General features: G+C 70.1%; 18 protein-coding genes. 7 read left to right on the top strand and 11 right to left on the bottom strand.

Annotation, left to right across the window (positions count from 1 at the left end; translation table 11 throughout):
* The first annotated feature begins 126 nt into the window (after positions 1–126).
* On the top strand, positions 127–2,175 hold the full coding sequence (locus AB0M62_RS28705) for a hypothetical protein (protein WP_366077206.1): 2,049 nt from the start codon (positions 127–129) through the stop codon (positions 2,173–2,175).
* Positions 2,176–2,281: 106 nt separating this feature from the next.
* On the opposite strand, the gene AB0M62_RS28700 is transcribed toward AB0M62_RS28705, so the two are convergent.
* The 6 genes from AB0M62_RS28700 to rplU form a co-directional block, all read right to left on the bottom strand.
* Positions 2,282–4,366, bottom strand: coding sequence for a hypothetical protein (locus AB0M62_RS28700; protein WP_366077205.1), 2,085 nt, complete (start codon positions 4,364–4,366; stop codon positions 2,282–2,284).
* Between the two features lie 130 nt (positions 4,367–4,496).
* Complete coding sequence (locus tag AB0M62_RS28695) at positions 4,497–5,996, bottom strand: bifunctional cytidylyltransferase/SDR family oxidoreductase (protein ID WP_366077204.1); 1,500 nt, start codon at positions 5,994–5,996, stop codon at positions 4,497–4,499.
* 194 nt (positions 5,997–6,190) lie between these two features.
* Positions 6,191–8,224 (bottom strand): glycosyltransferase family 4 protein, encoded by a 2,034-nt coding sequence (locus AB0M62_RS28690; RefSeq protein ID WP_366077203.1) that lies wholly within the window; start codon positions 8,222–8,224, stop codon positions 6,191–6,193.
* 131 nt (positions 8,225–8,355) lie between these two features.
* Complete coding sequence (gene obgE, locus AB0M62_RS28685; RefSeq protein WP_366077202.1) at positions 8,356–9,792, bottom strand: GTPase ObgE; 1,437 nt, start codon at positions 9,790–9,792, stop codon at positions 8,356–8,358.
* 128 nt (positions 9,793–9,920) lie between these two features.
* Positions 9,921–10,178, bottom strand: a complete 258-nt coding sequence (gene rpmA, locus AB0M62_RS28680) for a 50S ribosomal protein L27 (RefSeq protein WP_366077201.1) — start codon at positions 10,176–10,178, stop codon at positions 9,921–9,923.
* Positions 10,179–10,192: 14 nt separating this feature from the next.
* Positions 10,193–10,513 (bottom strand): 50S ribosomal protein L21, encoded by a 321-nt coding sequence (gene rplU / locus AB0M62_RS28675; protein ID WP_030013082.1) that lies wholly within the window; start codon positions 10,511–10,513, stop codon positions 10,193–10,195.
* 239 nt (positions 10,514–10,752) lie between these two features.
* Here rplU and AB0M62_RS28670 point away from each other — a divergent pair, with 239 nt between their 5' ends.
* Together AB0M62_RS28670 and AB0M62_RS28665 are read left to right on the top strand one after the other, a co-directional pair.
* Complete coding sequence (locus AB0M62_RS28670) at positions 10,753–11,355, top strand: acyltransferase (protein ID WP_366077200.1); 603 nt, start codon at positions 10,753–10,755, stop codon at positions 11,353–11,355.
* A 109-nt stretch (positions 11,356–11,464) separates the two neighbouring features.
* Positions 11,465–13,147, top strand: coding sequence for a D-glucuronyl C5-epimerase family protein (locus AB0M62_RS28665; RefSeq protein ID WP_366077199.1), 1,683 nt, complete (start codon positions 11,465–11,467; stop codon positions 13,145–13,147).
* A 76-nt stretch (positions 13,148–13,223) separates the two neighbouring features.
* Here AB0M62_RS28665 and AB0M62_RS28660 read toward each other — a convergent pair whose 3' ends face one another.
* On the bottom strand, positions 13,224–14,876 hold the full coding sequence (locus tag AB0M62_RS28660) for a glycosyltransferase family 4 protein (RefSeq protein ID WP_366077198.1): 1,653 nt from the start codon (positions 14,874–14,876) through the stop codon (positions 13,224–13,226).
* A gap of 302 nt (positions 14,877–15,178) precedes the next feature.
* Here AB0M62_RS28660 and wecB point away from each other — a divergent pair, with 302 nt between their 5' ends.
* The 4 genes from wecB to AB0M62_RS28640 all read left to right on the top strand — a co-directional run bounded on the left by wecB (position 15,179) and on the right by AB0M62_RS28640 (position 21,071).
* Entirely contained in the window at positions 15,179–16,261 is a 1,083-nt protein-coding gene (wecB, locus tag AB0M62_RS28655; RefSeq protein WP_366077197.1) for a UDP-N-acetylglucosamine 2-epimerase (non-hydrolyzing), read from the top strand.
* A 244-nt stretch (positions 16,262–16,505) separates the two neighbouring features.
* Positions 16,506–17,780 carry a glycosyl transferase gene (locus AB0M62_RS28650; protein ID WP_366077221.1) on the top strand — a complete coding sequence of 425 codons (1,275 nt, stop codon included), beginning with the start codon at positions 16,506–16,508 and terminating at the stop codon, positions 17,778–17,780.
* Positions 17,777–19,948, top strand: a complete 2,172-nt coding sequence (locus tag AB0M62_RS28645; protein ID WP_366077196.1) for a hypothetical protein — start codon at positions 17,777–17,779, stop codon at positions 19,946–19,948. The genes AB0M62_RS28650 and AB0M62_RS28645 overlap by 4 nt, the downstream gene beginning before the upstream one ends.
* On the top strand, positions 19,914–21,071 hold the full coding sequence (locus AB0M62_RS28640) for an acyltransferase (RefSeq protein WP_366077220.1): 1,158 nt from the start codon (positions 19,914–19,916) through the stop codon (positions 21,069–21,071). Before AB0M62_RS28645 ends, AB0M62_RS28640 begins: the two co-directional genes overlap by 35 nt.
* Positions 21,072–21,150: 79 nt before the next feature.
* Here the strand turns inward: AB0M62_RS28640 and AB0M62_RS28635 are convergent, their stop codons facing one another.
* Genes AB0M62_RS28635 through AB0M62_RS28620 form a run of 4 tightly spaced genes read right to left on the bottom strand, consistent with a single transcriptional unit; the run spans position 21,151 to position 26,232 of the window.
* Positions 21,151–22,434 carry a nucleotide sugar dehydrogenase gene (locus AB0M62_RS28635; protein WP_366077195.1) on the bottom strand — a complete coding sequence of 428 codons (1,284 nt, stop codon included), beginning with the start codon at positions 22,432–22,434 and terminating at the stop codon, positions 21,151–21,153.
* Positions 22,431–24,095, bottom strand: coding sequence for a glycosyltransferase (locus tag AB0M62_RS28630; RefSeq protein WP_366077194.1), 1,665 nt, complete (start codon positions 24,093–24,095; stop codon positions 22,431–22,433). The genes AB0M62_RS28635 and AB0M62_RS28630 overlap by 4 nt, the downstream gene beginning before the upstream one ends.
* Positions 24,092–25,117 carry a Gfo/Idh/MocA family oxidoreductase gene (locus AB0M62_RS28625; RefSeq protein WP_366077193.1) on the bottom strand — a complete coding sequence of 342 codons (1,026 nt, stop codon included), beginning with the start codon at positions 25,115–25,117 and terminating at the stop codon, positions 24,092–24,094. Before AB0M62_RS28625 ends, AB0M62_RS28630 begins: the two co-directional genes overlap by 4 nt.
* A complete protein-coding gene (locus tag AB0M62_RS28620; protein ID WP_366077191.1) occupies positions 25,114–26,232 on the bottom strand; it encodes a DegT/DnrJ/EryC1/StrS family aminotransferase in 1,119 nt (372 codons plus the stop codon). Before AB0M62_RS28620 ends, AB0M62_RS28625 begins: the two co-directional genes overlap by 4 nt.
* Positions 26,233–26,318: the final 86 nt, after the last annotated feature.

The following is a 26,318-nucleotide window of genomic DNA, read 5'->3' as shown; positions in this document are numbered from 1 at the left end:
GGCTGCGCACGAATCTGTGTACGGAACTGCGTACTCGGTCCCTTTCGCGTGAATCCAGCCGGGTGGCCATTCCCACCGTCGGGTGCCTCACGTTCACCAGCAAGTCCCCTTCGCGTAACCGGCTGCTTGGAGCCCCCGGCATTGAACCCCGTACAACTCCTTGCCCCTGCCGTGCTTGCGGCATCCTTCGCCCTTCAGGTCGTAGGAGCCCTCACCCCCGACGCTCCTCTGTTGATCGCCTCGACGCTGACCGGCCTGGCCGCGGATCTCGCCCTGCACCGCTGGCAGCACGGGCTCGTCAACCTGCTCGCCAGAGTCCGCGCCGATGTCACGGTCCGTCAGGTCTTGCGGGACTTTCTTCTGGTATTGGGCCTGCTGAGCACCGGGGAGCAGAACCGGGGAGCGGCCGCGCTGCCGCTGGTGTTCGGGCTGCTGGCGTTCTACGTCCTGCACTTCGCCTGCCAGGGGGCCGCGGCGGTGGTCCGGCGCAGCCGTACCCTCCCCGTCGTCACCCGCAACATCGACGCCTCCGCGCTGCGCCTGAACCCCGCTCCCCCGGCGCTGCTGATGCGCCGGCCGGGGCCACGGATGCTGTGGTTCTGCCTGCCGTACACCGCGGGACTGCTGCTGGCGGCCTCGGCTGGGGCACCGCATTTCGGTGCCGCCGGAATCGCGGTCTCGCTGGGTCTGGCGCTGACCGCTCCGGCCGAGTTGCTGGCACATCTGCTGCCGGGCCGCCGCGCGCCGGGCGAGGCGGAGGTGCTGGCCTGGTTCGACCGCTGGCTGGAGGACTACCGGCCCACGGTCGGCATGTACTTCTCCGGCGGCGCCACCTCGGCGTACCAGGCGAACATGTGGCTGGGCCCGCTGGCCGGCCTGGGCGGCCGCCCGGTGATCGTGCTGCGCGAACGGTTCATGGTGCAGGAGATCGCCGCGACGGAGATTCCGATCGTGTGCATCCCCAAGGTGGCGCACCTCATGCGTCTGAAGCGCTCCACGCTCAAGGTCCTGATCCATCCGGCGAACTCCGGGAAGACCTCGCAGGTGCTGCGCATTCCCACGATCAAGCACGCCTTCGTCAATCACGGCGAGAGCGACAAGCTCTCCAGCTGCAATCCGTACGCGAAGGCGTACGACGAGGTGTGGGTGGCCGGGCCCGCCGGGCGCGAACGGTACGCGCAGGCCGACGTCGGTGTCGACGACAAGGACGTGGTCGAGATCGGCCGCCCGCAGCTGGCCGCGGTCAGCCCGTACGCGGGCCCGCCCGCAGACGGCCGGGTCACCGTGCTGTACGCCCCCACCTGGGAGGGGTGGACCGACGACCCGGGCAACACCTCGGTGATCCTGGCCGGCGAGAACCTGGTCCGCGCCCTGCTCGCGGACCCGGGCGTGCGGCTGCTCTACAAGCCGCACGCGATGACCGGCTCGGTCGACAGCCGGGCCGCGGCCGCCGACGCCCGCATTCGCGAACTGGTCCGCGAGGCCAACGGCCGGCGCCCGGGACCACGCACGCCGTCGAAGGCGGCCGTCGCCGAACTGGCCAGGCTCGCCTCGGCGTTGGAGGCGCTCAGCGCCACCTCGTTCCCCGACGACTCGGACTCCGCGGAGCGGATGAGGCTCCAGGGGGTCCCCGCCGCCGACAACGCCCTCGCCGTGGAAAGGGCCACCGAGGCGTGGGAGTCGGCCTTCTGGGCCTCCCTGCCCGCTGGAGCACATCAGGTCGTCTCCGGGCCCCGGCCGACCCTGTACTCCTGCTTCAACCAGGCCGACCTGCTCATCAGCGATGTGTCGAGCGTCGTCTCCGACTACCTGGCAAGTGAGAAGCCGTATGCCGTGGCCAACACCACCGGGCTGCCGGAGGAGATGTTCAGGGCGGCCTTCCCGACCGCACGTGCGGCGACGATCCTGACGCCCGACGCCATGGGTACGGCCGAGCTGCTGGCGTCGGTACGCGATCCCTCGAAGGGCGGACTCCGGTCCGCCCGCGCCGAGTTGAAGGAGTACCTGCTCGGCCCGGCGCAGCCCTCGGCGGCGGTCCGCTTCCGCCGGGCGGTGCTCGCACTCAGTGCCGGTGCGGCGGCCCACCAGGCCCGGATGGCTCAGCGGGGCGAGGCGGTGATCCCCGCGCAGCAGTTGGACCAGCCGGACGCGTTCCATCCCCCGGTACGGTCCTGAGCGGGCACCCGTGCCCGGGCGGAGAGCGCGCAGGCCCCACCGCCCATCGGGCAGCGGGGCCTGCGCGCTCGGCGTATGCCGTGTGAACCGGCCGGCGTATGCCGTGTCAGCCGGCTGCCGGGACGTCCGGGGCGAGCGACTTCGCCACGGCCGCGTCCGGATCGGCCTGCTGCTGCTCCAGCCGCTGGTTGCGGGCCTCGGCCCGCTCGGCCAGGTCCCGTACAGCGGCGCTGAACCGCTCGATGGAGGACGGCTCATCGGGCCCGAGCAGGTATTCCTTCAGCTCACGCCGCGCGGCGGCCAGCGTGTCGGCGCCTGCATCGAAGATCGCGGCGAGCAGTTCGTCCGTCTCCTCGGCGCTGTTGGAGAGGATGACCGCGGCGCGCACCGCGGTGTTCTGCCGCCTGAACTCCTCGGCGCCCAGCCCCGCGGAGTCCGCGACCGCGTACGGCTTGCCGCTGGCGATGAAGTCCGACACCACGCTGGAGATGTCGGAGACCATGCCGTCCGCCTCGTTGAAACAGTCGTACAGCCGTGGCTCGTTGCCGACGATGACCCGGTGCTCCCACCAGCCGAACGTACGCCAGTAGGCGGCGTTCCAGGCGTCCCGCAGCGCGGCCGTCTCGGCTTCGCACACCGGGTCCGCCAGGGCGTCGCGCGACACCTCGGCATCGTCGCTGCCGGGCCTGGCCGGACCACTCATCTCGGCGAGTTCGGCCTCGATACGGACCAGCTCCGCCCGGGCCGCCGCCTGTTCGGCGCGGAGTTCCGCCGCCTTCGCCTGCCAGCGCGGATCGACGGCACGCTCGACCGCGGCCTTCTCCACCATGGACTTGATCCGCAGGTGCGCCGCCTTGGCCTTGGCGCTGCGCGTGCCGGTGAACGGGTGCGGCTTGTAGAGGACCCGGACGGGCGGCTCGGCGTTCAGCAGCCGCCGCACGATGTTCTCGCCGGCCAGGATCAGGGAGGTGTTGCCCGGCTTGTCGTCCCAGCCCTCCCAGGTGGGGGCGTACAGCACGGTGGGGACGGGGTTCCGGGGCTTGCCGGTCCACGTCTCTATGGGGGCCAGCTGCGGGCGTCCGACCTCGACGATGTCCTCGTCGCGGACGCCGATGTCGGCCAGTGCGTAGCGGTCCCGGCCGGCCCGGCCGGCTGTCCACACCTCGTCGTACGCCTTGCTGAACGGGTTGATGCTCGCGATCTTGTCGCTGTCGCCGTGCCCGACGAAGACGTGCTTCATGGTCGCCATGCGCAGGACGTGGATGTTCTTGCCCACGTTGGCCGGGTAGAGCGCCACGCGCACCGACGACAGATCCATCTGCATCATGTGCACGCCGCCCGGCACGCAGACCACCGGAACCGCGGTGGGGTTGAGCTGCGCCATCAGGTTCTGTTCGCGCAGGACGATCAGCGGCCGGCCCTCGATCCGCGCCATGGTGTCGAGCCACATGTTGACCTGGTACGCCGACTCCTTGGAGCCGGAGAAGTAGAGCATGGTGGTCGGCTGGTACTCGCCGAGCCAGGTGCCCAGCGCCTTGAGGACGACCGGCGCCTTGGGAACGATCCGGCTCCGGCGCAGGAACGGGACCAGCGCGAGCGTGTAGAGCACGGCGAGGCCCAGCGTGACCGCCATGCCGACGTAGCCGATGGCGTCCTCGCCGGCCGCGACGGCGGCCAGGATGCCGGCCATCGCCGGGATGTCGAGGTGCTGCATCTTCTCCGCGGAGCGGTTCAGCAGCCAGCGCGGCGGGGAGTCGGGAATCCGCAGCGGGGTGAGGTCCACGTTGCGGGTCGAGATCGGCATGGTGCGGCGCAGCCGGATCAGGGTGGCCAGTGCGCCGTGCGGCGCGCTGATGCCGAAGAGCAGCAGGAAGCAGGCGACCGTGGCGTAGAAGATCTGGTCCTGCGCCATGTCCATGCGGGCCAGCAGCAGGATCAGCAGGAGCTGGCGTACCAGGAACCGCATCGGCAGACCGGCGCGTACCTTGCCCAGCCGGTTGAGCAGGTAACTGTTGCGCCTGTGCAAAAACTGGTCCGCGACGTACGTCACTACTGCGGCTGCCGCGAAGAACCACGGATTGGGAATCAGCGCGGCGAGCATGAGGCAGGGGAAGCCCAGCCCGAGAAGGGCTGCGGCCACCAGCTCGGAGACGCTGCCCACGCGGGCCAGACGGATGGCGGTCGAAATCACGGAGAACCTGCTCCTGGGGGGTGCCGGTTTTGGTGTGCGTGTGGGGATCGTGAAGACGAGGTTCACGAAGTGGGGCCTCCAAGGTTGAAAGACAACCAAAGAGGCCCATAAGTAAGATTATCGAGGATTATTACACATCTTCTTGCCGGTCAAGAACAGACGCGAGCGCCTGTTCAAAGCCGGTGGCTTCGGAAGCCTCCCGCGTCGGGTCCTGCTGCCGCACGTCGATGACATGGCCCGTGAGGTCGGAGAGCAGCACATCGAGAGAAGTCCTGGCCACCGCCTCGGAGGAGAGCAGGGAACCGGCGGGCTCGGTGCCGAATGCCTTGGTGCGCATGGGCGTCGCGGTGCGCTCGGGGTTTACGCAATTGACCCGGACCCCCTCGGTGGCCCATTCGTCCGAGAGTGCCTGAGTGAGATTCACCATGGCGGCCTTGGTCGACGAGTAGAGGCTGTACTCGGCGCGCCCGCGCGTATAGCTGCTGGACGTGTAGAGAAGCAACTGCCCCTTGGTTTCGGCCAGGTATTTGTAGGAAGCACGGGCAATCTGGACGGGAGCCAGGTAATTGACCTTCAGCGCTTCCTCAATGGTCGCATTGTCGGTCTCTGCCAGTTTTCCGATACGCAGCACACCGGCGGTATTGATGACGTAATCGATTCGCCCGGTCTCGGCATATGCCTTCGACAGCGCGTCGTCCACGTGCTCCGGGTTCTCGACGTGGGTACCGGTGGTGGAGCGGCCCAGGGCGTAGACCTTGGCACCGTACTGCTCCGCCAGCTCGGCGATGTCCGCACCGATGCCGTACGAGCCACCGAACACGACCAGCGTGCGGCCGGCCAGCAGCTCACGGTAGGCGGCCTCGTCGGCCTGGCGCGGGGCGGCGGTGGAGGCCAGCTGGAAGAGCTTGTCCGCGATGAAGACGTCGACCGGCTGGGTCACCTTCATGTTGTACTCGTCGCCCGCCACGACGTAGATCGGTACGTCCGGCAGGTACTTCAGCACGACCGAACAGTCGTCCGTCGCCTGGAAGTTGGGGTCACCGGCCGCGACTTCGTACGCCCGTCGGATCGTGGAGAGCTTGAACGCCTGCGGGGTCTGGCCGCGGCGCAGCCGGGAACGGTCCGGGACATCGGTGATGAACTCGCCGTCCTCGCCGTGGGTGCGGGTCACGATGATCGTGTCCGCGGACGGGATGGCGACATCGACGGCCTGGTAGCGCTCGAGGGCGTCGACACAGTCCTGGATCACTCGCTGTGACAGCAGCGGGCGCACAGCGTCATGGAACAGGACGTTGCGGTCCTCGCCCTCGGCCAGCCCCTCGCCGAGCGCGGCGATGGCCCGCTCGGTGGTCTCGTTCCGGGTCGCGCCGCCCTCGATGACCTGGGTCACCTTGGTCAGCCCCGCCCGCGCGATGATCCGCTCCACATCGGGAACGAAACCCGGGGCCATCAGCACGATCACGTCGTCGATGGACTCGGCCTGCTCGAAGCTCGCCAGCGTGTGCTCGATGACAGCCTTCCCGGCAATCTTCAGCAGCTGCTTCGGTATCGCAAGACCGACGCGCTGGCCGGTACCACCGGCGAGCACGACCGCTGTGGTGCGGGGCTTGGCTTCGTGCGGCACAGACACAGGCGACCTCTACGTTGAATTGGCTGGGGGACGAGGTGATGGTCGCACTCTCCGTGACGGTCTCGCAAGGCGGACGCCGACCGCCCCACACCCCCGCGAAACCGTCTGTTCACCCGTTGGCCAGGGGGATTGGAGAGGCGCGAAGCGCGCTCCACGGTGACAGATGCCACACGCGCCGGCCGGCCGCCGAACCGCTACTTGGGCGGCAGGTCGGCGACGTGAAGGCCCAGGTCGTTCCCTGCACGGTAGTGAATTCGGGCCTTGACCCGCTGCTGTGGCCTGCCGCGGAGCTTGCGGGCCACGATCCGGACGAGACCCCACGGCCTCGTCTTCCGCAGGACCGGAACGGGATAGGTGTAGGCGGCGGTCTTCTCGACGACGTCGTCGAGCAGGCGGCCGATTTTCACCGGCTCTGCACCCGGCGCGTACCGCAGCCACAGGTCCCACACCTCACTCACCGCAATCTGGCGGGCGGCCGCCTCCCCGCACGGGAAGGAAGCCCGGAAGCCGTCCTCACCCTGCCGGACCGCCGGGTATGTCAGCTCGGCCGACGCGCCCCCGGTACGGCGGAGCAGCAGGACCGGCGAACCGGACATCGTGTCTCCGATGAGCCGCCCGGAGACGGTGACCTCCTTGCCGACCACCTGGATGTCACCGGCCTCGGCATGGACCGGCCGCACCCAGGAGCGCAGTGCGAGCAGACCGTGCGGCTTCACCGCGTACGGGACGAGGTTGCGAACCGGGGCGCCGGCCCGGACCCGCTCGCCGGCCCGCATGGCACCACGCTGGTCGACGGCGCGGGCGGTGATCCGGACCCGCCGACCCGACCGGGGCAGCTCGACGAAGCACTGCCAGACACCCTCGGCGATGTCCTCGTCGGCCGGAATCGTGGCGATGCCGTGGTCGTCGAACGCGAAACGGCGCTCGTCGGTGCGCACGTCGGTGCGCGAGCACAGCAGTTGCAGCCCGCTGCGCTCCGCGGCGGCGGGCTGCCCGGCGACGAGCGCCACGGTCACCCCGCCGTCCTCCGCGACCACGCAGTCCGCCACCGGCTCGAAGTTCTCCGCGGCCGCGCGCAGCGCCGCGGCACGGCGCAGCTCTCCGAAGAGCTCCTCGTACTGCTTGGTGACGTGGCCCGGGTCGAAGCGTCGGGCGTTACGCACCGCCGCCTTGCTCATCCGGCGGCGCAGCGGCTCGTCGTCGATGAGCTTCAGCAGCGCGGAGGCGACCGCACCGACGTCGCCGACCGGTACCAGCAGACCGTCCTCGCCGTCCTTGAGGATCTCCCGCGGCCCGTAGTCGCAGTCGGTACTGATCACCGGCAGACCACAGCGCATGGCCTCGACGAGCGTCATCCCGAAAGACTCGCCCTTGGAGGTGGAGGCGGCGATCGCGCCCTTGGCCCACTCGGGCTCGATGGGCGAGTGCGGGCCCATCAGGAAGACGCTGTTGTAGAGGCGCAGCTTGTCGATGTGGCGCCGCAGCGCCTCCTTGTGGGGGCCCCAGCCGTAGATGCGCAGGTCCCAGTCGGGGCGCTGGGCGACCACCTTGGCGAAGGCGGAGATCAGCACCTCGTACTGCTTCTCCGAGGCCAGCCGGCCGGCCGCGACCACGGTCCGGCCCGATCCGTCGGCCGGGACCACCGGCGGCTCCGGGACGCTGTTGGGAATGGCGAGCACGCGGGTGACGGGCAGCGGCATCTTCTCCCGGTACACCGCGGCGTCGCCCTCGGAGACCGTCACCAGCGCGTCGAGCGCGGCGAAGTGGTCGTACATCTCTGCCCGGAGCGGCGGCTTGTGGTGGTGGTGCGTCATGTGCTCCTGGCCGATGAGCACCGCGCTCGACGGGGCGAACTGGGCGACGTACGCGACCAGCGCCGGCCGGGTGCCGATGACCACGTCCGCGTCCGAGGCCGCGTAGTGCTCACGCACCCGCTCGTCGGTGAGCCTGCCGTACTCCTGGTAGCGCGCCTCGGACTTGGGCACACACTCGGAGGGTTGTACGAGGAAGGGGTGTTCCTTCTCGTTGGACGGCGAGAGCGGGCGCGTGTCCACCAGCGGTACGACCTTGATGCGCGGGTCGATCGTGAACATCGGCACATCGCGGTGCCGGAACACGGAGACGATCTCCACTTCGTGGCGATTGGCCAGTTCCTCAGCGAGGTTCAGCGTCGTGCGGATGGTCCCGCCGATGCCGTACACCGTGTGGATGAGGAAGGAGATCTTCATCAACGCTCCGTTTCAGGTCCGCCGGGGCACCTCGCCCCGACCCCCGTATCTAGACGATGCCGGGGGGCGGAGGGTTGTGCGCGCCGACAGACCACAAACGATTGTTATCTTCCGTTGCCCACCGCAAGGGTTTAGAACGGGTCGAAGTCGTCGAACTCGCGCTGTGCCTCGTCGCGCTCCGCGTCCCGGTCCCGCCGACGCTGCGCCGCGGGCCGCGGAGCCTCCATACGGTGGTCCTCGCCGCGCCGGCCGAGCATCTCCGCGCCCGCCATCATCGTCGGCTCCCAGTCGAAGACGACCGCGTTGTCCTCGGGGCCGATGGCCACGCCGTCGCCCCCCCGTGCACCGGCCTTCACCAGGGCATCCTCGACGCCGAGACGGTTGAGGCGGTCGGCGAGGTAACCGACGGCCTCGTCGTTGTTGAAGTCGGTCTGGCGGACCCAGCGCTCGGGCTTCTCGCCCCGGACGCGGTAGAGACCGTCCTCCTCACGCGTAACCGTGAAGCCCGCGTCGTCCACGGCCTTCGGACGGATGACGATCCGGGTCGCCTCCTCCTTCGGCTTGGCGGCGCGCGCCTCGGCTACGATGCCGGCCAGCGCGAAGGAGAGCTCCTTCAGGCCGGTCCTGGCGACCGCGGACGCCTCGTAGACCTGGTAGCCGCGCTCTTCGAGGTCCGGGCGGATCATGTCGGCGAGGTCCTGGCCGTCCGGAATGTCGATCTTGTTGAGTACGACGATCCGCGGCCGGTCGTCGAGTCCGCCGTACTGCTTCAGCTCGTCCTCGATCACGTCGAGGTCGGTGACCGGGTCACGCTCGGATTCGAGGGTCGCCGTGTCCAGTACGTGCACGAGGACCGAGCATCGCTCGACGTGACGCAGGAATTCCAGGCCCAGGCCCTTGCCCTGGCTGGCGCCGGGGATCAGACCCGGTACGTCGGCGATCGTGTAGACGGTCGAGCCGGCCGTCACCACACCCAGGTTCGGCACCAGGGTGGTGAAGGGGTAGTCCGCGATCTTCGGCTTGGCGGCGGACAGCACCGAGATCAGCGAGGACTTGCCGGCGCTCGGGTATCCGACCAGCGCGACGTCGGCGACGGTCTTCAGCTCCAGGACGACGTCCCGGGCCTCGCCCGGCTCGCCGAGCAGCGCGAATCCGGGGGCCTTGCGGCGGGCGGAGGCCAGCGCGGCATTGCCGAGCCCGCCGCGGCCGCCCTGGCCCGCCACGAAGGTGGTGCCCTGACCGACCAGGTCGGCCAGTACGTTGCCCTGCCTGTCCAGAACGACGGTGCCGTCCGGGACCGGCAGGACCAGGTCCTGGCCGTCCTTGCCGGAACGGTTGTCGCCGGCGCCGGGCTGGCCGTTGGTCGCCTTGCGGTGAGGGCTGTGGTGGTAGTCCAGCAGCGTGGTCACGGACTGGTCGACGACCAGGGTCACGTCACCGCCGCGCCCGCCGTTGCCCCCGTCGGGGCCGCCGAGCGGCTTGAACTTCTCACGGTGTACGGAGGCACAGCCGTGGCCTCCGTTACCCGCGGCGACATGCAGTTCGACGCGGTCCACGAAGGTGGTCATGGGTGTCCTCCAGTACGTACGGAAATGTCTAACTCAGTAACACGCCGAGGGCGGACCCGCTTCCCCGGTCACCGGGAAAGCTGCGATCCGCCCTCGGAAGGTGCTGTGCCGTTCTGCGAACGCCGAGTTCAGCCGGCGACCGGAACGATGTTCACGACCTTGCGGCCACGGTGCGTACCGAACTCCACCGCACCGGCCTGGAGCGCGAACAGCGTGTCGTCGCCGCCACGGCCGACGCCCGTGCCCGGGTGGAAGTGGGTGCCGCGCTGGCGGACCAGGATCTCACCGGCGTTGACGGCCTGGCCGCCGAAGCGCTTGACGCCGAGCCGCTGAGCGTTGGAATCGCGCCCGTTCCGGGTGGACGATGCGCCCTTCTTGTGTGCCATTTGTTCTCAGTCCCTTACTTCGCAGCCGCGGGGATGCCGGTGACCTTGATCGCCGTGTACTGCTGGCGGTGACCCTGGCGACGGCGGTAGCCGGTCTTGTTCTTGTAGCGAAGGATGTCGATCTTCGCGCCCTTGTGGTGGTCCACGACCTCAGCCGTGACCTTGATCCCGGCCAGAACCCACGGGTCGCTGGTCACGGCCTCGCCGTCGACAACGAGCAGGGTCGAGAGCTCGACCGTGTCGCCAACCTTGGCAGTGGAAATCTTGTCAACCTCAACGATGTCGCCGACAGCAACCTTGTGCTGGCGACCACCGCTGCGCACGATGGCGTACACGCGGAACTCACTCTCGCTCGGAACCGGAACCCCTGATGCCAGCCGCTCACACAGGAACGGGCCTGTGATGATCCGGATTGGACGAGCGGCCTCTCCCGGCGGACCGGGAGGGAGTTGCTCAGGGATGTGACGCATAGGGAAACACGCCGAGGGTCAAGGCTACGGGGCCCCGAGCGGAGGGTCAAACCGGGCTCGGACGTATGCTCACCCCGCCAAGCCCCTCCCGAAAGGCCAGCAGAGTGAACTACAGGGTCCAGCCCACCGCCCAGGTCGCCGAGACCGCCCAGATCGGCGACGGCAGCAGCGTCTGGGAGCTCGCCCAGATCCGCGAAGGGGCCCGGCTCGGCGAGGGCTGTGTCGTCGGCCGCGGCGCGTACGTGGGGACCGGCGTACAGATCGGCAACAACGTCAAGCTGCAGAACTACGCCCTCGTCTACGAGCCGGCCGAGCTCGGCGACGGCGTCTTCGTCGGCCCGGCCGTGGTGCTCACCAATGATCACAATCCGCGCTCGGTCGACCCCGAGGGCAAGCAGAAGCGCGGCGGCGACTGGGAAGCCGTCGGCGTCAAGGTCGCCGAGGGCGCCTCGCTGGGCGCGCGCTCGGTGTGTGTGGCGCCGGTGCGGGTCGGCCGCTGGGCGATGGTCGCCGCGGGCGCTGTCGTCACCAAGGACGTGCCCGACTTCGCGCTGGTCGTCGGTGTCCCCGCGCGGCAGATCGGCTGGGTCGGCCGCGTCGGCGTCCGGCTGACGGAGCGCGAGGGCGAGCCGGATGTCTGGGAGTGCCCCGAGACGGGTGCTTTGTACGACGAGAAGGACGGCGTACTGATCGAGCGGACAGCGTAACTCCCGTTCACCGTCGGGAAACTCTGTGGCCACCCCCCTCACAGAGGCGTCACGGGTCGCTTACGATTCCGGCCATCACTGAGCACATCCTTTGGGGGGGTACCCAGTCATGGCTGGAAAACGGCGTGCTGACGTCAGCCGCAGACGGCTCATCCGGGCGGCCGGCGGCACTGTCGCCGGTGTCGCCGTCGTGGGCGGGGGCACGGTCACCGCGATGGCGACCGGCGTACTGGACGACCCGACGCCGGTCGATCCGTTCGCGGGAATGCCCAAGTCCCTTGCCCTGGACCTGCCGGGGCAGCCGCACTACGCGGGACTGACCGAACTTCCGGACCCGCTCGCCGAGGGCACGGTCACCGCGCCGAGCCGGCGGATCCCGTACGAGACGGCCATGCCGAATCCGTCGGCGGTCGCGGCGGCGGTGCCGACGACGCTGCCGTTCACGTTCAAGATGTCCGGGTACCGGATCGTCGAAGACGTACCGGACGAGATGCAGCCGTGGCGCGACCTCATCGTGCCCCGGGTAGACACCGGACTGCACGACGCCGCCGGTGTACGGATGTTCAAGGCGGCCAACGGCAGGGTCTACAACCACCCGGTGGCGCAGCTGCAGTACGGGCTGTCGAACCTCAACACGTGGCGCCGCACCCGGGATTCGTTCTACCTCGACCGCGCCCGCGCGCAGGCCGAGCGCCTCATCGACACTCGCGTGGAGGCGCGCGGAGCCTGGTACTTCCCGTACCCCTTCGACTACTCGGGCGGGGCGCACACCTCGGTCCGCTACACGGGCCCCTGGTACTCGGGCATGGCGCAGGGCGAGGCGCTGAGCTTCTTCGCGCAGCTCGCGCAGATAGACATCATTCCCGAGGACGCGCGCACGCTCTACAAGGCCGCGGCCGACGGTGCGTTCGGCTCGATGCTGCGCGGGACCGACGGCAAGCCGTGGGTGGTCGCGAAGGACAGCAAGGGCTACCTCTGGATCCAGGAGTACCCGGGCGCGACGCCGGAGACGTCGGACTTCACGTACAACGGCTTCCTCTTCGCCTTGCTCGGCCTCTGGGACTACTTCAAGCTGACCGGGAACCCGCTGGCCCAGCAGCTCTTCGACGGCTCGCTCACCACGATCTACGCCCACTTCACGCCCATCCGGAACAAGGGCTGGATCTCTTACTACTGCGTCCCGCACCGGCTGCCGAACGACAAGTACCACAACATCCACATCGAGCTGCTGCGACAGATGCAGTGGCTGTCGGGCAGCACGCGCTCCGCGTACCTGTCCGACGTACTTATGGACGACTACCCGACGCCGAAGATGCCGGTCAGCGGCAATGTCGCGATGGCCGCCGGTACGCACACGCTCTACCGGTTCGACGGGAACGGCGCCGTCACGGCGACCAAGAAGCTGACCGTGAACAGCGCCACCCAGGCCCCGACCAAGACGCGTGTCCGCATCAAGGGCCGGGGCGTCCACTACCTGATCACTGCGGGTACGGCCAAGGACTGGTACATCGCGGAGTCCTTCCCACGGGTGTTCCTCCGCGGCCAGTGGTTCACGTCGACGTACATGCCGCGCCGGGTGGCCACTTTCCCCAAGGGCATCAGCATTACGTGTTACAAGTTCGCCACAAACGGGGCCACTGGTGCCACGAAGACGGTGAAGTTCGCGGGCGACTCCAACGCCCCGTTCGATGTACGGGCGATCGTGAACGGGCGGCCCATGGTGCGGATCACCGCCGGCGCGCTCAAGGACTACTGGGCGCCCTGCTCCCAGGTGCTGACCGACGGCCGCTGACGGCTCGAACGCCCGCGGCAACGACAGTGCCCCGGACCGAAGACCGGTCCGGGGCACTGCTGTTGGGGCTGTTGACTCAGACGGCCGTGGCGTGCCCGTCCTCGGAGGCCGGCTGCTGGGCCGGCGGCTCCACGGCGACGGTCTTCGCCGGGGCGGCCTTCGGCCGGGGACGGTCCGGCAGCAGTCGGCTGTAGACCTCGTCCAGCACCTCGGCCTGGGCCTCCCAGGTCCACTTCTCCAGCAGACCGGGCGTCTCGTACGCGGCCCGGTAGCGCTCGGGATCGGCCAGTACGGCCTTCACCGCACGCACGTAGTCCTGCACGTCCTGGGCGCGGAAGACCTCGCCCTGTCCGGTGGACTCCACCATCTCCGCCATGGTGCGGATGTCACTGACGACCAGCGGGAGCTTCGCCTGCGAGTACTCGAAGAACTTGTTGCTCAGCGCCAGCTCGTGGTTCGGCAGGTGGTGCAGCGGGCTCACCGCGGCATCCGCCGTGGACAGGAACTCGGGCACCTGCCAGTGCGGGACGAACGGCAGGACGTGGACGCGGTCGCCCACCTCCAGCTCCTCGATGAGCTTCTCGATCTTGGCCGTGGCCGAGTAGGGCCGGCCCGGCGGTACGGACACCAGCGCCACGTGCACGTCGGGAAGCAGCGCGAGCGCCTCGATCATCGTCTCGACGCCGCGCACCGGGTTGATGCCGCCGCAGTAGGCGAGCAGCGGTGTGTCCGTGTCCACACCGCACATCGCGCGCAGGTCCGGCACCGGGTCGGCGTTGGCGGCCTCCTCCGGGTCCGGGTCGGTCACCGGGGCGTTCAGCACGACGTAGGGGAGCTCCTTGAGGTGGTGCCCCTCCTTCAGCAGCTCGGCGAGCGACGGCGACACGGTGATCGCTGCATCGGCGTACGGCGCGTGCTCCCGCTCCCACGCCACGTGACCCGGCAGCCAGCGGCCGTGCGCGGAGTGCAGGCCCGGCACGTACTCGTGGGCGTCCCACACCAGCTTGACCGGGTGGCCGGCGCCACGCAGGCGCACCGCGGCACGGGCGCCGACGCCCAGCATGCGGAAGTCGTGGGCGTGGATGAGGTCGGGCTGGAGCTCGTCGATGTGCTTGGCGAACGCCAGCTCGTAGTCCCACAGGTACGGGAGCAGCTTCCGCCACGCGCGGTCGCCCATGAGCTTCTGCCACATGATCGTGGTCGCGCGGTCGATCGGCGCCTCCAGGCTCGCGCGGCGCTTCTTCAGACGGCGCGTCTGGCGTGCCCGCAGGCCGACCCACTTGCTGGCGAACTTGGCGGTTGCACGGGGCAGCAGCAGCCGGGCGGGAGAGCCGCCGGCCTTCGGGCCGGGGCCCTCGGCGCGCGCGGCGGCGGCACGGAACCTGAGGTCCGCCCGCCAGGCCTTGACCTGCTGCTGCCGGTACCGCAGCTCCTGCGGGGTCCGGTAGGCGAGCGGGCTGCGCAGGAACGGGCTGCGCATGTCGTGACGCTTGGGAGCCAGCGGTCCCGGCTTCGGCACGAGACGTACTTCGGCATCGCCGATGAACCAGGAGTGGATCTCGCGGTCCGGGGAGATGCCGAAGAGGATGACGTCCCAGCCGGCGTCGGCGGCCGAGCGGGCCGCCTTCTGCACGCGCGAGTCGTTCCTGACCCCGTTGTCGACGAGCATCACGACTCGCCCCCGGGTGCCCCGGGACATCCGGGGCCGTGCGGCGCTGTCGAGCTCCATATGTGTGCCTTTCTTGACTCTCAAGGACCGGCACCTCCAGGAGCCCGCCGAGCATGCGAGCCTGTGCACTAGTGCCATCGATGTGGGGGGCATCACGTGCGTTGCGCTCGGGGCGCAATCGGCATGGATAGGGGACCCCGCAGCCTAAGAGCATACCGCCCCCGGCATTGCGGCCGATCTCCGGAGTACGGCATCCGAGTCGACCTCTCGGTCGATCAAGACGCCCCGGTGGACCGGTTCGGCACGCCCGTATTATCGGACACCCCGCTCATCCATACCCCGGCTCAAAGGAGCAGAGCAACGTGAAGGTCCTCAGTGTCGTAGGGGCGCGCCCCCAGCTGGTCAAGCTCGCCCCCATCGCGGCGGCCTTCGCAGGCACCCCTCACCAGCATGTGATCGTGCACACCGGTCAGCACTACGACGCCGACCTGTCCGACGTCTTCTTCTCCGGGCTCGGCATCCCGGACCCGGATGTACACCTGGGCGTCGGCTCGGGCAGCCACGGCGTGCAGACCGGCGCCGTCCTGGCCGCCATGGACGCCGTCCTGGAGGCGGAGAAGCCCGACTGGGTGCTGGTCTACGGCGACACCAACTCGACGCTGGCCGGCGCGCTGTCCGCGGTGAAGCTGCACTACCCGGTCGCCCACCTGGAGGCCGGCCTGCGGTCCTTCAACCGCCGGATGCCGGAAGAGCACAACCGCGTCATGACCGACCACGCGGCCGACCTGCTGCTCGCCCCGACCGAGGAGGCCATGCGCCACCTCGCGTCCGAGGGCCTGGCCGACCGCTCCGTCATGGTCGGCGACGTCATGGTCGACGTCTGCCTGCGCATCCGCGACGCCGTACTCGCCGGTGAGCACCCCCGCCCGGTGCTGCCCGAGGGCATCGACCCCGAGGCCCCGTACCTCGTCTCGACCCTGCACCGCGCCGAGAACACCGACGACCCGGAGCGCCTCGCCGCGCTGATCGACTCGCTCGCCGACCTCCCGGTGCCGGTGGCGCTGCTCGCCCACCCGCGGCTGATCGCCCGCGCCGAGGAGCACGGCATCAAGCTGAACCGCGGCGCACTGCACACGGGCCGGCCGCTCCCCTACGCCGGTCTCGTCGCCGCCGTGCTCGGCTCCGCCGGTGTGGTCACCGACTCCGGCGGCCTCCAGAAGGAAGCCTTCCTGCTGGGCCGCGCCTGCACCACGCTGCGCCCGGAGACCGAGTGGGTGGAGACCATCGAGGACGGCTGGAACATCCTCGTCCCGAACCCGCACGAGCTCGGTGCCGAGGCCTGGGCGGCGACCGCCACCCGCCCCGCCCCAGAGACCGAGCGGGGCACCCCCTACGGTGACGGCAACGCCGCCGTGGCCGCTGTCCGTGCGCTGACCGAGCGCTGATCCGGCACGTCCGCCGACCACCGTTGCCCACCGCCGCCACTGCCGCCGGCCGCCTTCGCCGCCCGAGCCAGTCTTTCCGGAGCTTTCCTTGCGTAATGTGATCAAGCGTCTCAGGCCCCCGGGCCGGGAATCGGGACTGCCGTACCGCAGCTCCCGTCCGGCGCCCCGTCCCGACGGGGGCCGGCCGCACCTGATCTACCTCGCCATCGGATTCCCTCCGGCGGCGAAGAGCTGCGCGTACCGGATGCGCGAGACGGCGAACCAGTTCGTCGCTCTGGGCTGGGACGTCACCGTGGTGACGATCCTGGAGGAGTCCTGGGAGCGTGAGTACGGGCTGGACCACACGCTGTCCGACCCGGTCGACCCGCGCGTGCGGATCGTCGAGCTTCCCCTCGCCCGCGAGGACCTGGAGACCGACATCCGGCAGTACAGCGAGGAGCGGGCGCTCGGCCCGACCCGCTGGGCCAAGCTGGAGCGCGAGCGGCACCTGGAGCACTTCCCCGAGCTGGTGTTCGGCGGCTGGCGCGCGGTGCTGGAGCAGGCGATGCTGGATCTCCACGAGGAGCACCCGGCCGATCTCCTGCTGGCCAGCTGCGCGCCTTACGTCAACCTGGCGGCCGCCTGGCGGCTCTGGGAGGCGCACCGCGTGCCGTACGCGGTGGACTTCCGGGACGGCTGGTCGGTGGACGTGATCCGCGGCGGTGAGGCCTTCACCCGTGAGTCGGAGGCCGGCCAGTGGGAGGAGCGTGTGCTCTCCGAGGCCGTCGCGGTGTGGTGCGTCAACGACCCCATCGCGGACTTCTACCGGGACCGGTACCCGGAGCTCGCCGAGCGCGTCAAGGTCGTGCGCAACGGCTTCGACCCGGACAGCGTGCCGCCCCTCTCCCCCGCGCCTGATCCCGCACAGGGTCTGACGTTCGGCTACTTGGGCTCGGTGAACTTCCCGCCCAGCTTCCTGCAGACCGTCCTGGACGGCTGGCGGTCGGCGCGCCTTCGCGACCCGCTCGTCGCGCGTTCCCGGTTCGAGGTGCGCGGCCACATAGGAGCAGGCGCCAGCCGCGAGGCCAACGCGCACATGACCCTGATCCGGCAGGCCGAGGCGGACGGCGTGACCTTCGGCGGGCCGGTGCCCAAGGCGGAGGTCGCGGCCACCTACGGCAGCTGGGACGCACTGGTCCTGATGCTGGTCGGCGGCCGGTTCGTGACGTCCGGCAAGGTGTACGAGTTCATGGCGTCCGGGCTGCCCGTGCTGTCCGCGCACGAGGTCGACCATGACGCCTCCCACGTCCTCGAGGGCCATCCGCTGTGGACCGGGGCCTGCGGGCTGGACGAGGAGCGCCTCGCCGACGCGTTCTGCGAAGCGGCCAGGATGGCGGCGGAGGGCACCGAGGAGGACCGCGCGGCGGCCCGCGCCCACGCGGCACGTTTCACCCGCGCCGCACTCATGGTGCCCGCGATCCGGGAACTGGCGGACGCGGTAAGCCCCGCGACGGTCAAGGCAGGAAGTGTGCAGGCATGATCAAGGTTCTACTGGTGGCGTCCTCCGCACCCCAGCCCGAGACGCTGGTGGCCTCCCTGCGGAACCTGCAGGGCGAGGACGTCCAGATCCGTCTGGCCGGGTTCTGTGCCTCGGACGAGCTGCCCGGCTCCCCCTTCCTGGCCGACGCGCACTCCTTCTCGGAGCAGAACCACGGCAAGGGCTTCGCCGCGGCCGCGAAGAAGGTCTCGGCGCCCCGCCGGACTTGGCTGTACGCCAATAAGGACGCCTGGCTCAAGCAGCACGCCCGCAAGGCCGATGTGCTGGTCGCACTGGACGCCCAGGCCGTCTACACCGTCTGGCAGCTGGCTCAGGCCAACCGCGTGGCGCACGCATGCTTCGGCACCGCCGCAGCGGTCAGGGCGCTGGCGGACCGGCGCGCCGACCCCAGGCACTACGCCCGCGCCGCCCGCCTGGACGCCCTGCCCAACCCGGCCCGGGCCGCCCGCGGCGCCAGGCGCAAGGTCGTCCGCCTGCCGAGGACCGTGGCCGCCCGGGCGATCGGCCCACGGGTGCTGCGTACCGGTGTCGGCGCGCGGGCCTGGCGGCTCGCGGTGTCCGCGCCCGGCCTGCCCGAGCCGGTCCGTTTCAAGCTCGCGCGGCGCGTGGGCAACGGCATGGCCAAGGCCAACCGGCCGGCCGGCGCCGCGCTCGCGCTCCACTCCGCGGCGCAGCGCACCGGCAGCCTGCGCCGCCGGGCCGACCTGCTGACCGACGCCGCCCGTATCGAGCTGTCGAGCGGCCGTGTCCCCGGTCGGCTGACAGAGGCCGTCACTGCCGAACTCGAATACGCCGACGGCCAGTTGGGACGCGGAAAGACCAAGGCGGCGGCCAGGTCCGCGATCGCGGCGATGACCCTGGCCTTCCACCGGGTCCTGCACTTCGACCGGACCACCTCGCCGCTCACGGACGACCCCGCCAAGTACCTGGCGCCGCTCCACCGGAGCGCGACGCTGAAGGCGCTGTCGGTGGGAGCCGGGCGCACCGTGCCGGCGGCGGCAGCGACGTCGGACCGGCCGCTGCGGCTGCTGTTCGTCACCCGGGCCAACGCGAACTTCCTGACCGAGATCAGCGACCACTACGAGGCGCACCCCGGAGTGGAGGTGCGTTTCCTGGACCTGAAGACGGACCCGGCGCTCGACAAGCTCGCCACGGATCTCACCCGGCTCGCCGACCACAGGCTCGGCGGCGACGCGGAGTTCGCCCGCCAGGCCGAGGAGCTCCTGCGCCCGCACCTGGACTGGGCGGACACGGTGTTCGTCGACTGGTGCGTGGGCCCCGCCGCGCTGCTGACCGCGGTCGACCCCGGCAGCACGCGCGTGGTCGTACGGCTGCACAGCTTCGAGACGTTCAGCTACTGGCCGTTCCTGGTGGACTTCTCCCGGGTCGACGACCTGGTGTTCGTCGGCGCGCACCTGCGTGACCTCACCACCGCCGTGGTGCCGCAGCTGCGGTCCGCCGAGGCGCCCCGGCTGCACGTCATCCACAACGCCATGGACCTCACGCGTTTCGTGCGCCCCAAGGCGCCCGACGCACGCTTCACCCTGGCCCTCACCGGGATCTCGGCGGTCGCCAAGGATCCGCGGTGGGCGATCGAGGTGCTGCGTATCCTGCGCGCCAAGGACTCCCGGTACCGGCTCTTCCTGCTCGGCGAGGACGTCGACGCGAAGCTCAGCGCCGCGGCCCGGGCGTACGCCGTCCAGTACCGCAAGGATGTCGCCGAACTGGAGCCGGACGGCGCCGTCGTCAGGCTCGGACAGCTGGACGACGTCCCGGCGGCGCTGACCGAGGTCGGTGTCATCCTGAGCGCGTCCGTCCGTGAGAGCTTCCACTGCGGGTTCGTGGAGGGGGCGGCGAGCGGCGCCGTTCCGGTCGCCCGTGACTGGCCGTTCTTCGCCGGCAAGGAGAACAGCGCCCGCACCCTCTTCCCGGCCGACTGGGTCACCAGCACGCCGGAAGAGGCCGCCGAGCGGATCCTGAAGGTCACCGCGACCCAGGAGGGCTGGATCGAGGCGTGCCAGGCGGCTTCCGAGCACGCGCTGACCGCCTGGGACTGGCCGGTCGTACGCGAGGACTTCGACCGGCTGCTGCTCAGCACCGAGGGAGGGGAATCCCCTGCAGTCCGCGCCCAGCACGCCGACCGGGCGTGACCGACTTCCCTCGCTGACAGGGCTGAGGTTCTGGGCGGCCCTGCTGGTCGTCCTGTACCACCTGTCGCGGCAGGTCGGCCCGATCCCGGGCCTCAGCGACACGGTCTGGTACGGACGCAGCGGGGTGACGTTCTTCTTCGTCCTCTCGGGCTTCGTGCTCGCCTGGACGTACGACGGCGCGAAGGTGCCCGCCAAGGTCTTCCTCTGGCGGCGCTTCGCCCGCATCTGGCCGCTGCTCGCCGTCAGCGTGGTCCTGTCCGTCGCCGTGTGGGCGGTGATGGACAGGGCCGTGCCGGCCAAGGCGGTCGCTGCGACCCTCCTGCTGGTGCACGCCTGGTTCCCCGACCCCGTGCTGTACACCGGCGGCAACCCGGCGGCCTGGTCGCTCAGCGACGAGGCCTGGTTCTACCTGACCTTCCCGGCGTTGCTGGCTCTCTTCGGCGGCCGCCGGGCGCGCGTCTGGGCGTGGACCGCCGCCGCCGTCACGGCAGTAACGTTCCTTCTCTGGCTCGGCTCCTCCGCCGTCGGCTCGCCCGGCACCAGGGCCTGGGCGCTGGACTACTTCCCCCTGACCCGCACCCTGCAGTTCGTCCTCGGTGTGGTCGCCGGGCTCGCCGTCAAGCGCGGCTGGCGGCCGCCCGTACCGCTCGCCGGAGCGGTCGCCCTGGTGGCCGCCTGGCACCTTGCGCTCATCCCCTGGTCGGCCGCCGTACCGGATTCCCTCTGGTACAGCCCGTACACCGCCTCCCAGTGGCTGTCCGCCCCGGTCTTCGCCGCGCTGATCTGCGCGGCCGCGCGGGCGGACCTGGACGGCAGCCGCACGTATCTGGGTGGTCGGTGGATGATCCGGCTGGGGCACTGGTCGTTCGCCTGGTATCTCGTCCACGAGATCGTCATCCGGGCCGTTCTCCATGTGGCCGGCAAGCCCGCCACCGGCGCTCACACGGCCGCGCTCTGGGTGCTGGTCCTGACCGCGAGTCTGGCGCTGGCCGGACTCTGCTACCAGTACGTCGAGCACCCCGCCGAGCGCCTGCTGCGCCGGCTGGGTCCCTCGGTCCGGTCGGCGGCGCAGGCCCCGGCGCGGTCCGACGCGGTCGCCCCGGTGCCGTCCCGCCGGCCCTGACCACAGACCGCGCGCATACACGGCTGAGGGCCGGTACCCCCGCGGGGGTACCGGCCCTCAGCCGTGTGGTCTGCCCGGGTCAGCCGCCGATGACGACGCGGCGGACACCCTCCCAGCGGGCCGGGTCCGTGGTGCGGCGGCCGTCGATCAGGACGCGGACCTCCGGCAGGTCGGAGGCGGCCAGCTCGCGGTACTCCGCGTGGTCGGCCTGGAGGATCGCCGCGGTGACGGCCTGGCCCTCGTGCGGGACGAGACCATGCGCGACCAGTTCCTCGGCCGTGTACATCGGGTCGGAGACGAACGGAACCGCGCCGCGCGCCTTGAGTGCCTCGACGGTCCCGAAGACGCCGGAGAAGGCCGTCTCCTTCACACCGCCGCGATAGGCCGCGCCGAGCACCAGGACACCCACGCCGTCCAGGTCGCCGTAGGCCGCGGCCAGCAGGTCCACGGCGTATGCCGGCATCGCGGCATTGGCCTCGCGGGCCGAGCGCACGACGGTCGCCTCCGGGTCGTTCCACAGGTACATCCGCGGGTAGATCGGGATGCAGTGGCCGCCGACGGCGATGCCGGGCTGGTGGATGTGGCTGTAAGGCTGGCTGTTGCAGGCCTCGATGACCTTCTTGACGTCGATGTCGTTCTTGTCGGCGAACCGTGCGAACTGGTTCGCCAGACCGATGTTGACGTCGCGGTACGTGGTCTCGGCCAGCTTCGCGAGCTCGGACGCCTCCGCCGTGCCCAGGTCCCACACGCCGTTCGGCTGCGCCAGGTCGGCACGCTCGTCGAAGTCGAGAACCTGCTCGTAGAACTCGACACCGCGCGCGGTCGACGCCCCGTCGATACCGCCGACGAGCTTCGGGTAGCGGCGCAGGTCCGCGAAGACACGGCCGGTCAGCACCCGCTCCGGGCTGAAGACCAGGTGGAAGTCCTTACCGGCGGTCAGGCCGGAGCCCTCCTCCAGCATCGGGGCCCAGCGGGTACGGGTGGTGCCGACGGGCAGCGTGGTCTCGTAGCTGACGAGCGTGCCCGGCTTCAGCCCGGCGGCGATCGCCTTGGTCGCGGAGTCCATCCAGCCGAAGTCCGGCGTGCCCTCGGCGTCCACGAAGAGCGGCACGACGACCACGACGGCGTCGGACTGGGCCACGGCGGCGGTCGTGTCGGTCGTCGCGGAGAGCAGCCCGGCGCCGACCGTCTCCTTGAGCAGACGGTCGAGGTCGTGCTCGCCGGGGAAGGGCTCGGTGCCGGCGTTGACCAGCTCGACGACCTTCTCGTTGACGTCGGCGCCGATCACGCGGTGACCCTTGGCGGCGAACTGCACGGCGAGCGGCAGGCCGATCTTGCCCAGCGCGACTACACAGATGTTCATCGGGTTATTTTCCTCTTCAACCGGGACAGCAAGGGGCGCAGCTTCGACCGGTACAGCGCGTCGCGCAGCCGCTCTCCTACACCAGGTGCAGGCTCCCACAAGGGAGCCGTTGTGATGACCAGCCGACCCTTGGGGTTGGCGTTGGCCGAGATCCGGTACGGGTTGTCGCGGCGCCAGCGGCGTGCGAGGGGCAGCGGCCGGCCGACGGTCCGCACCGGGATCTCGTACGTCGAGCCTGCCACGTCCGCGTGGACGCGCACACCCAGCACCGCCTTGCGGCGCTCGATGGGAATTTGGGCGCGCAGGACGGTACCGGTCCCGTCCTCGCACGGTTCGCGGGTCAGTTCGCCCGGGGCCGGAGTCGCCTTGTGCCCCTCGGGCAGACGCCGCGCTCCGTGCTTGTCGGAGCTCCGCGGCATGGCGCCGTTCACCAGCCTTACGACGACCGAGTCGGTGTCGCCGACGAACGGAGTCCGCACGACGATGTCCAACGACAGTTCGCCGTCGGCCTGGTACCACTCCGCGGACTCGAGCTCGACGCCCGAGCCCAGTCGGTCGGAGGCATTGTCGGTGAGTTCGAAGCCGAAATCGGGGATGCTGTTTCCCGCGTTCCGGAAACCCGGGTACCGGGCGAACGCGCGGTCGCCCTCGATGAGCGTCGGCGGGAAGATCCCGTCGCTGTCCATCCGGACCAGCTCCGCCAGTGCGACGGCGTCCTCCTCCAACACCCAGCGGAAACGCAGCCGTTGCGGCACGGTCAGCTGGTGTTCCATCCGCTCGTACGCGCCGTCGCCGTAGTACTTCCCGAGGAATCGCGCGGTGGCGTGTACGCACTCCTCGCGTCGCTCCGCGTCCATCGCCAGGAAGTTCCGGCCGAAGATCCACGCCAGGTCGACCTTCAGCAGGCGGGTCGCGAAGGCGTCGTAGAGCTCACCCGGCCCCACCAGCTCGTCGAGCCGGTCGAGCGCGTACCCGCAGACCAGCAGCCGGTTCTCGAAGCGGGCGCGATAGGTGATGTTGCTGTCGTCGGTACGCCGGACCGCGTAGTAGCAGTCGTAGTCGGCGACCACCGAGATGGTCTTCGCGCGCACGTACGCCTCGAGGGTGAACGGCATGTCACTGCTCACCGGAAGCTTCTCGGAGAAGCGCAGGCCGTGCTTCTCGATCAGCGCCCGCCGGTACAGCTTGGTGTTCGAGATCGCGTACAGCGCTCCCGATCCGATCAGCGGAATGCTGGCCTGCGTGCTGCGGAAGACCGCCCGGGGGATGGAGCGGTCGCCGACCGCCACCATCTTCCCGAGCACGATGTCGGAGTCGTGGCGGTCCGCCATGGCGACCATGCGCTGGAGCGCCTTGCGCCCCAGGTAGTCGTCCGAGCCCACGAAGAACACGTAACGCCCGGTGGCCACATCCAGGGCCCGGTTGCTCGGCGCGGCCGGGCCCCCGGAGTTGGCCTGGTGGATCACCTTGAAGGTGCCCGGGTAACGCTCCGCGTACCGGTCGAGCTCCTTCCCGCCGCCGTCCGTGGAACCGTCGTCAACTGCGACGATCTCCATACGGTCCAGCCCGATGCTCTGCTTGACGAGTGACTCGAGGCACTCCGTCAGGGCCGGCATCGTGTTGTAGACGGCGACAACGACGGTGACATCGGGCTTGCTCACGCCACATCCCGTGGCATCACGTCCAGTCCGGAAAGCGCGACGGTGGTGCCACAGGTGGCGGACTCCAGCACGGCGGCGGCCACCTCGACCGTACGCAGGCCCTGACGCAGCGTGGAGATGCTGCTCGGCTTGCCCTGCACCGCGTCGCGGAAGTTCTCGTGCTCGACCAGCAGCGGCTCACGCTTCGGGATCGCGTACCGGATCATGTCGCCCTCGGCGACACCGCGGAAGGCCTGCAGGGCCTCCCACTCGGTCTCCTGGGCGGCGTTCGAGTAGAACGTGAGGTCCGCGGTGAGGGTGTCGGCGATGAAGCAGCCGCGCTCGCCGGTGACCGAGGTGAACCGCTCCTTCAGCGGGCTCAGCCAGTTGACGAGGTGGTTGACCATCGTGCCGTCGGCGAGCTGGCCGACGGCCGCGACCATGTCCTCGTGCGGGCGGCCGCTCTTGGAGACCGTGTGTGCGGCGATGGACACGTAGTCCTGGCCGGTCACCCACGCGGTGAGGTCGATGTCGTGGGTGGCGAGGTCCTTGACCACGCCGACATCGGCGATGCGGTGCGGGAAGGGGCCCTGGCGGCGGGTGACCACCTGGAAGACCTCGCCCAGTTCACCGGCTTCGAGCCGCTTGCGCAGGCTCTGCAGCGCCGGGTTGAAGCGCTCGATGTGCCCGACGCCGGCCACCAGACCACGCGTCTCGAAGGCCTCGACGAGACGACGTGCGCCCTCGACGGTGTCCGCGACCGGCTTCTCGATCAGCGCGCAGACGCCTGCCTCGGCCAGCTTGAGGCCGACTTCCTCGTGCAGCGCGGTGGGGCAGGCCACGACGACGTAGTCGACACCGAGCTGAAGCAGCTCCTCGACGGTGGAAAGGACGGGCGCGCCGTTCGCGGCACCGAACTTGTCGCCCATCGGGTCGACGACGCCGACCAGCTGTACGCCTTCGAGGTTGGCGAGCACACGGGCGTGGTGACGCCCCATCGAGCCGAGGCCGATCAGACCGGCCCTCAGTCCAGCGGAAGTCACAGGTTCTCTCCAAGCGCGTTCACGGCGGCGGCAATGCGTTCCAGGTCGCCCTCGGTCAACGAGGGGTGGACCGGGAGGGAGACGACTTCGGCGGCTGCGCGCTCGGTCTCCGGCAGGTCCCAGTTGCGGCCGGCCTTCTGGTCCGGCTCCCAGTACGGCTTCAGCCGGTGGATGGGGGTCGGGTAGTACACAGCGTTGCCGATGCCCGCCTCGGTGAGCTGCTGCATCGCGGCGTCACGGTCACCCTGCACCCGGACGGTGTACTGGTGGTAAACGTGGCGTGCACCCTCGGCAACCGGCGGGGTGACCACGTTCGGCGCGGTGATGTGCTCGTCGAGGTAGGCGGCGTTGGCGCGGCGCTGCTCGGTCCAGGCGTCCAGCTTCGACAGCTGTACGCGGCCGACGGCGGCGGCGACGTCCGTCATGCGCATGTTGGCGCCGACGATCTCGTTGGCGTACCGCTGCTCCATGCCCTGGTTGCGCAGGAGGCGCAGGGTGCGCGCGACCTCGGCGTCGCCGGTGGAGATCATGCCGCCCTCGAGGGAATGCATGTTCTTCGTCGGGTAGAAGCTGAACGTGCCGCCCGAGCCGAACGCGCCGACGGGGGTGCCGTTCAGGGCCGCGGCGTGCGCCTGGCAGGCGTCCTCGACGACGGCCAGCTTGTGCTTGGCGGCGATGGGCATCAGCTTGTCCATCGCGGCGGGGGCGCCGTACAGGTGGACCGGCATGATCGCGGCGGTGCGCGGGGTGATGGCGGCCTCGACGGCGGCCGGGTCCAGGCCGAAGCTGTCGGGCTCGATGTCGGCGAAGACGACGTCGGCGCCGACCAGGCGGACCGCGTTCGCCGAGGCGGCGAACGAGAACGACGGGACGATGACCTCGTCGCCGGGGCCGATGCCCAGGGCGAGCAGCAGCAGGTGAAGGGCAGAGGTGCCCGAGTTCACGGCCACACAGTGACGGCCCTCGACCAGCTCGGAGAAGCCCTCCTCGAAGGCGGCCACCTCCGGACCCTGCACGACGCGACCGGTCCGCAGTACGCGTACCGCGGCCTCGATCTCTTCTTCACCGATCACCGGACGCGCAGCAGGAATTGGCTGCTCGTTGACGCTCGACATGGACGTCCTCCTTCAGCACCGCAAAGAGCTCTATATGTGGCAGAGGTCTGGGGTGCGGACGTCTCTCGAGGCCGCGCTGTTCCCCT

It is taken from the genome of Streptomyces sp. NPDC051219 (genome assembly GCF_040682335.1).
In the GTDB taxonomy this organism is placed as follows: Bacteria; Actinomycetota; Actinomycetes; order Streptomycetales; family Streptomycetaceae; genus Streptomyces.
This window is presented reverse-complemented; position numbering and strand designations above follow the sequence as displayed.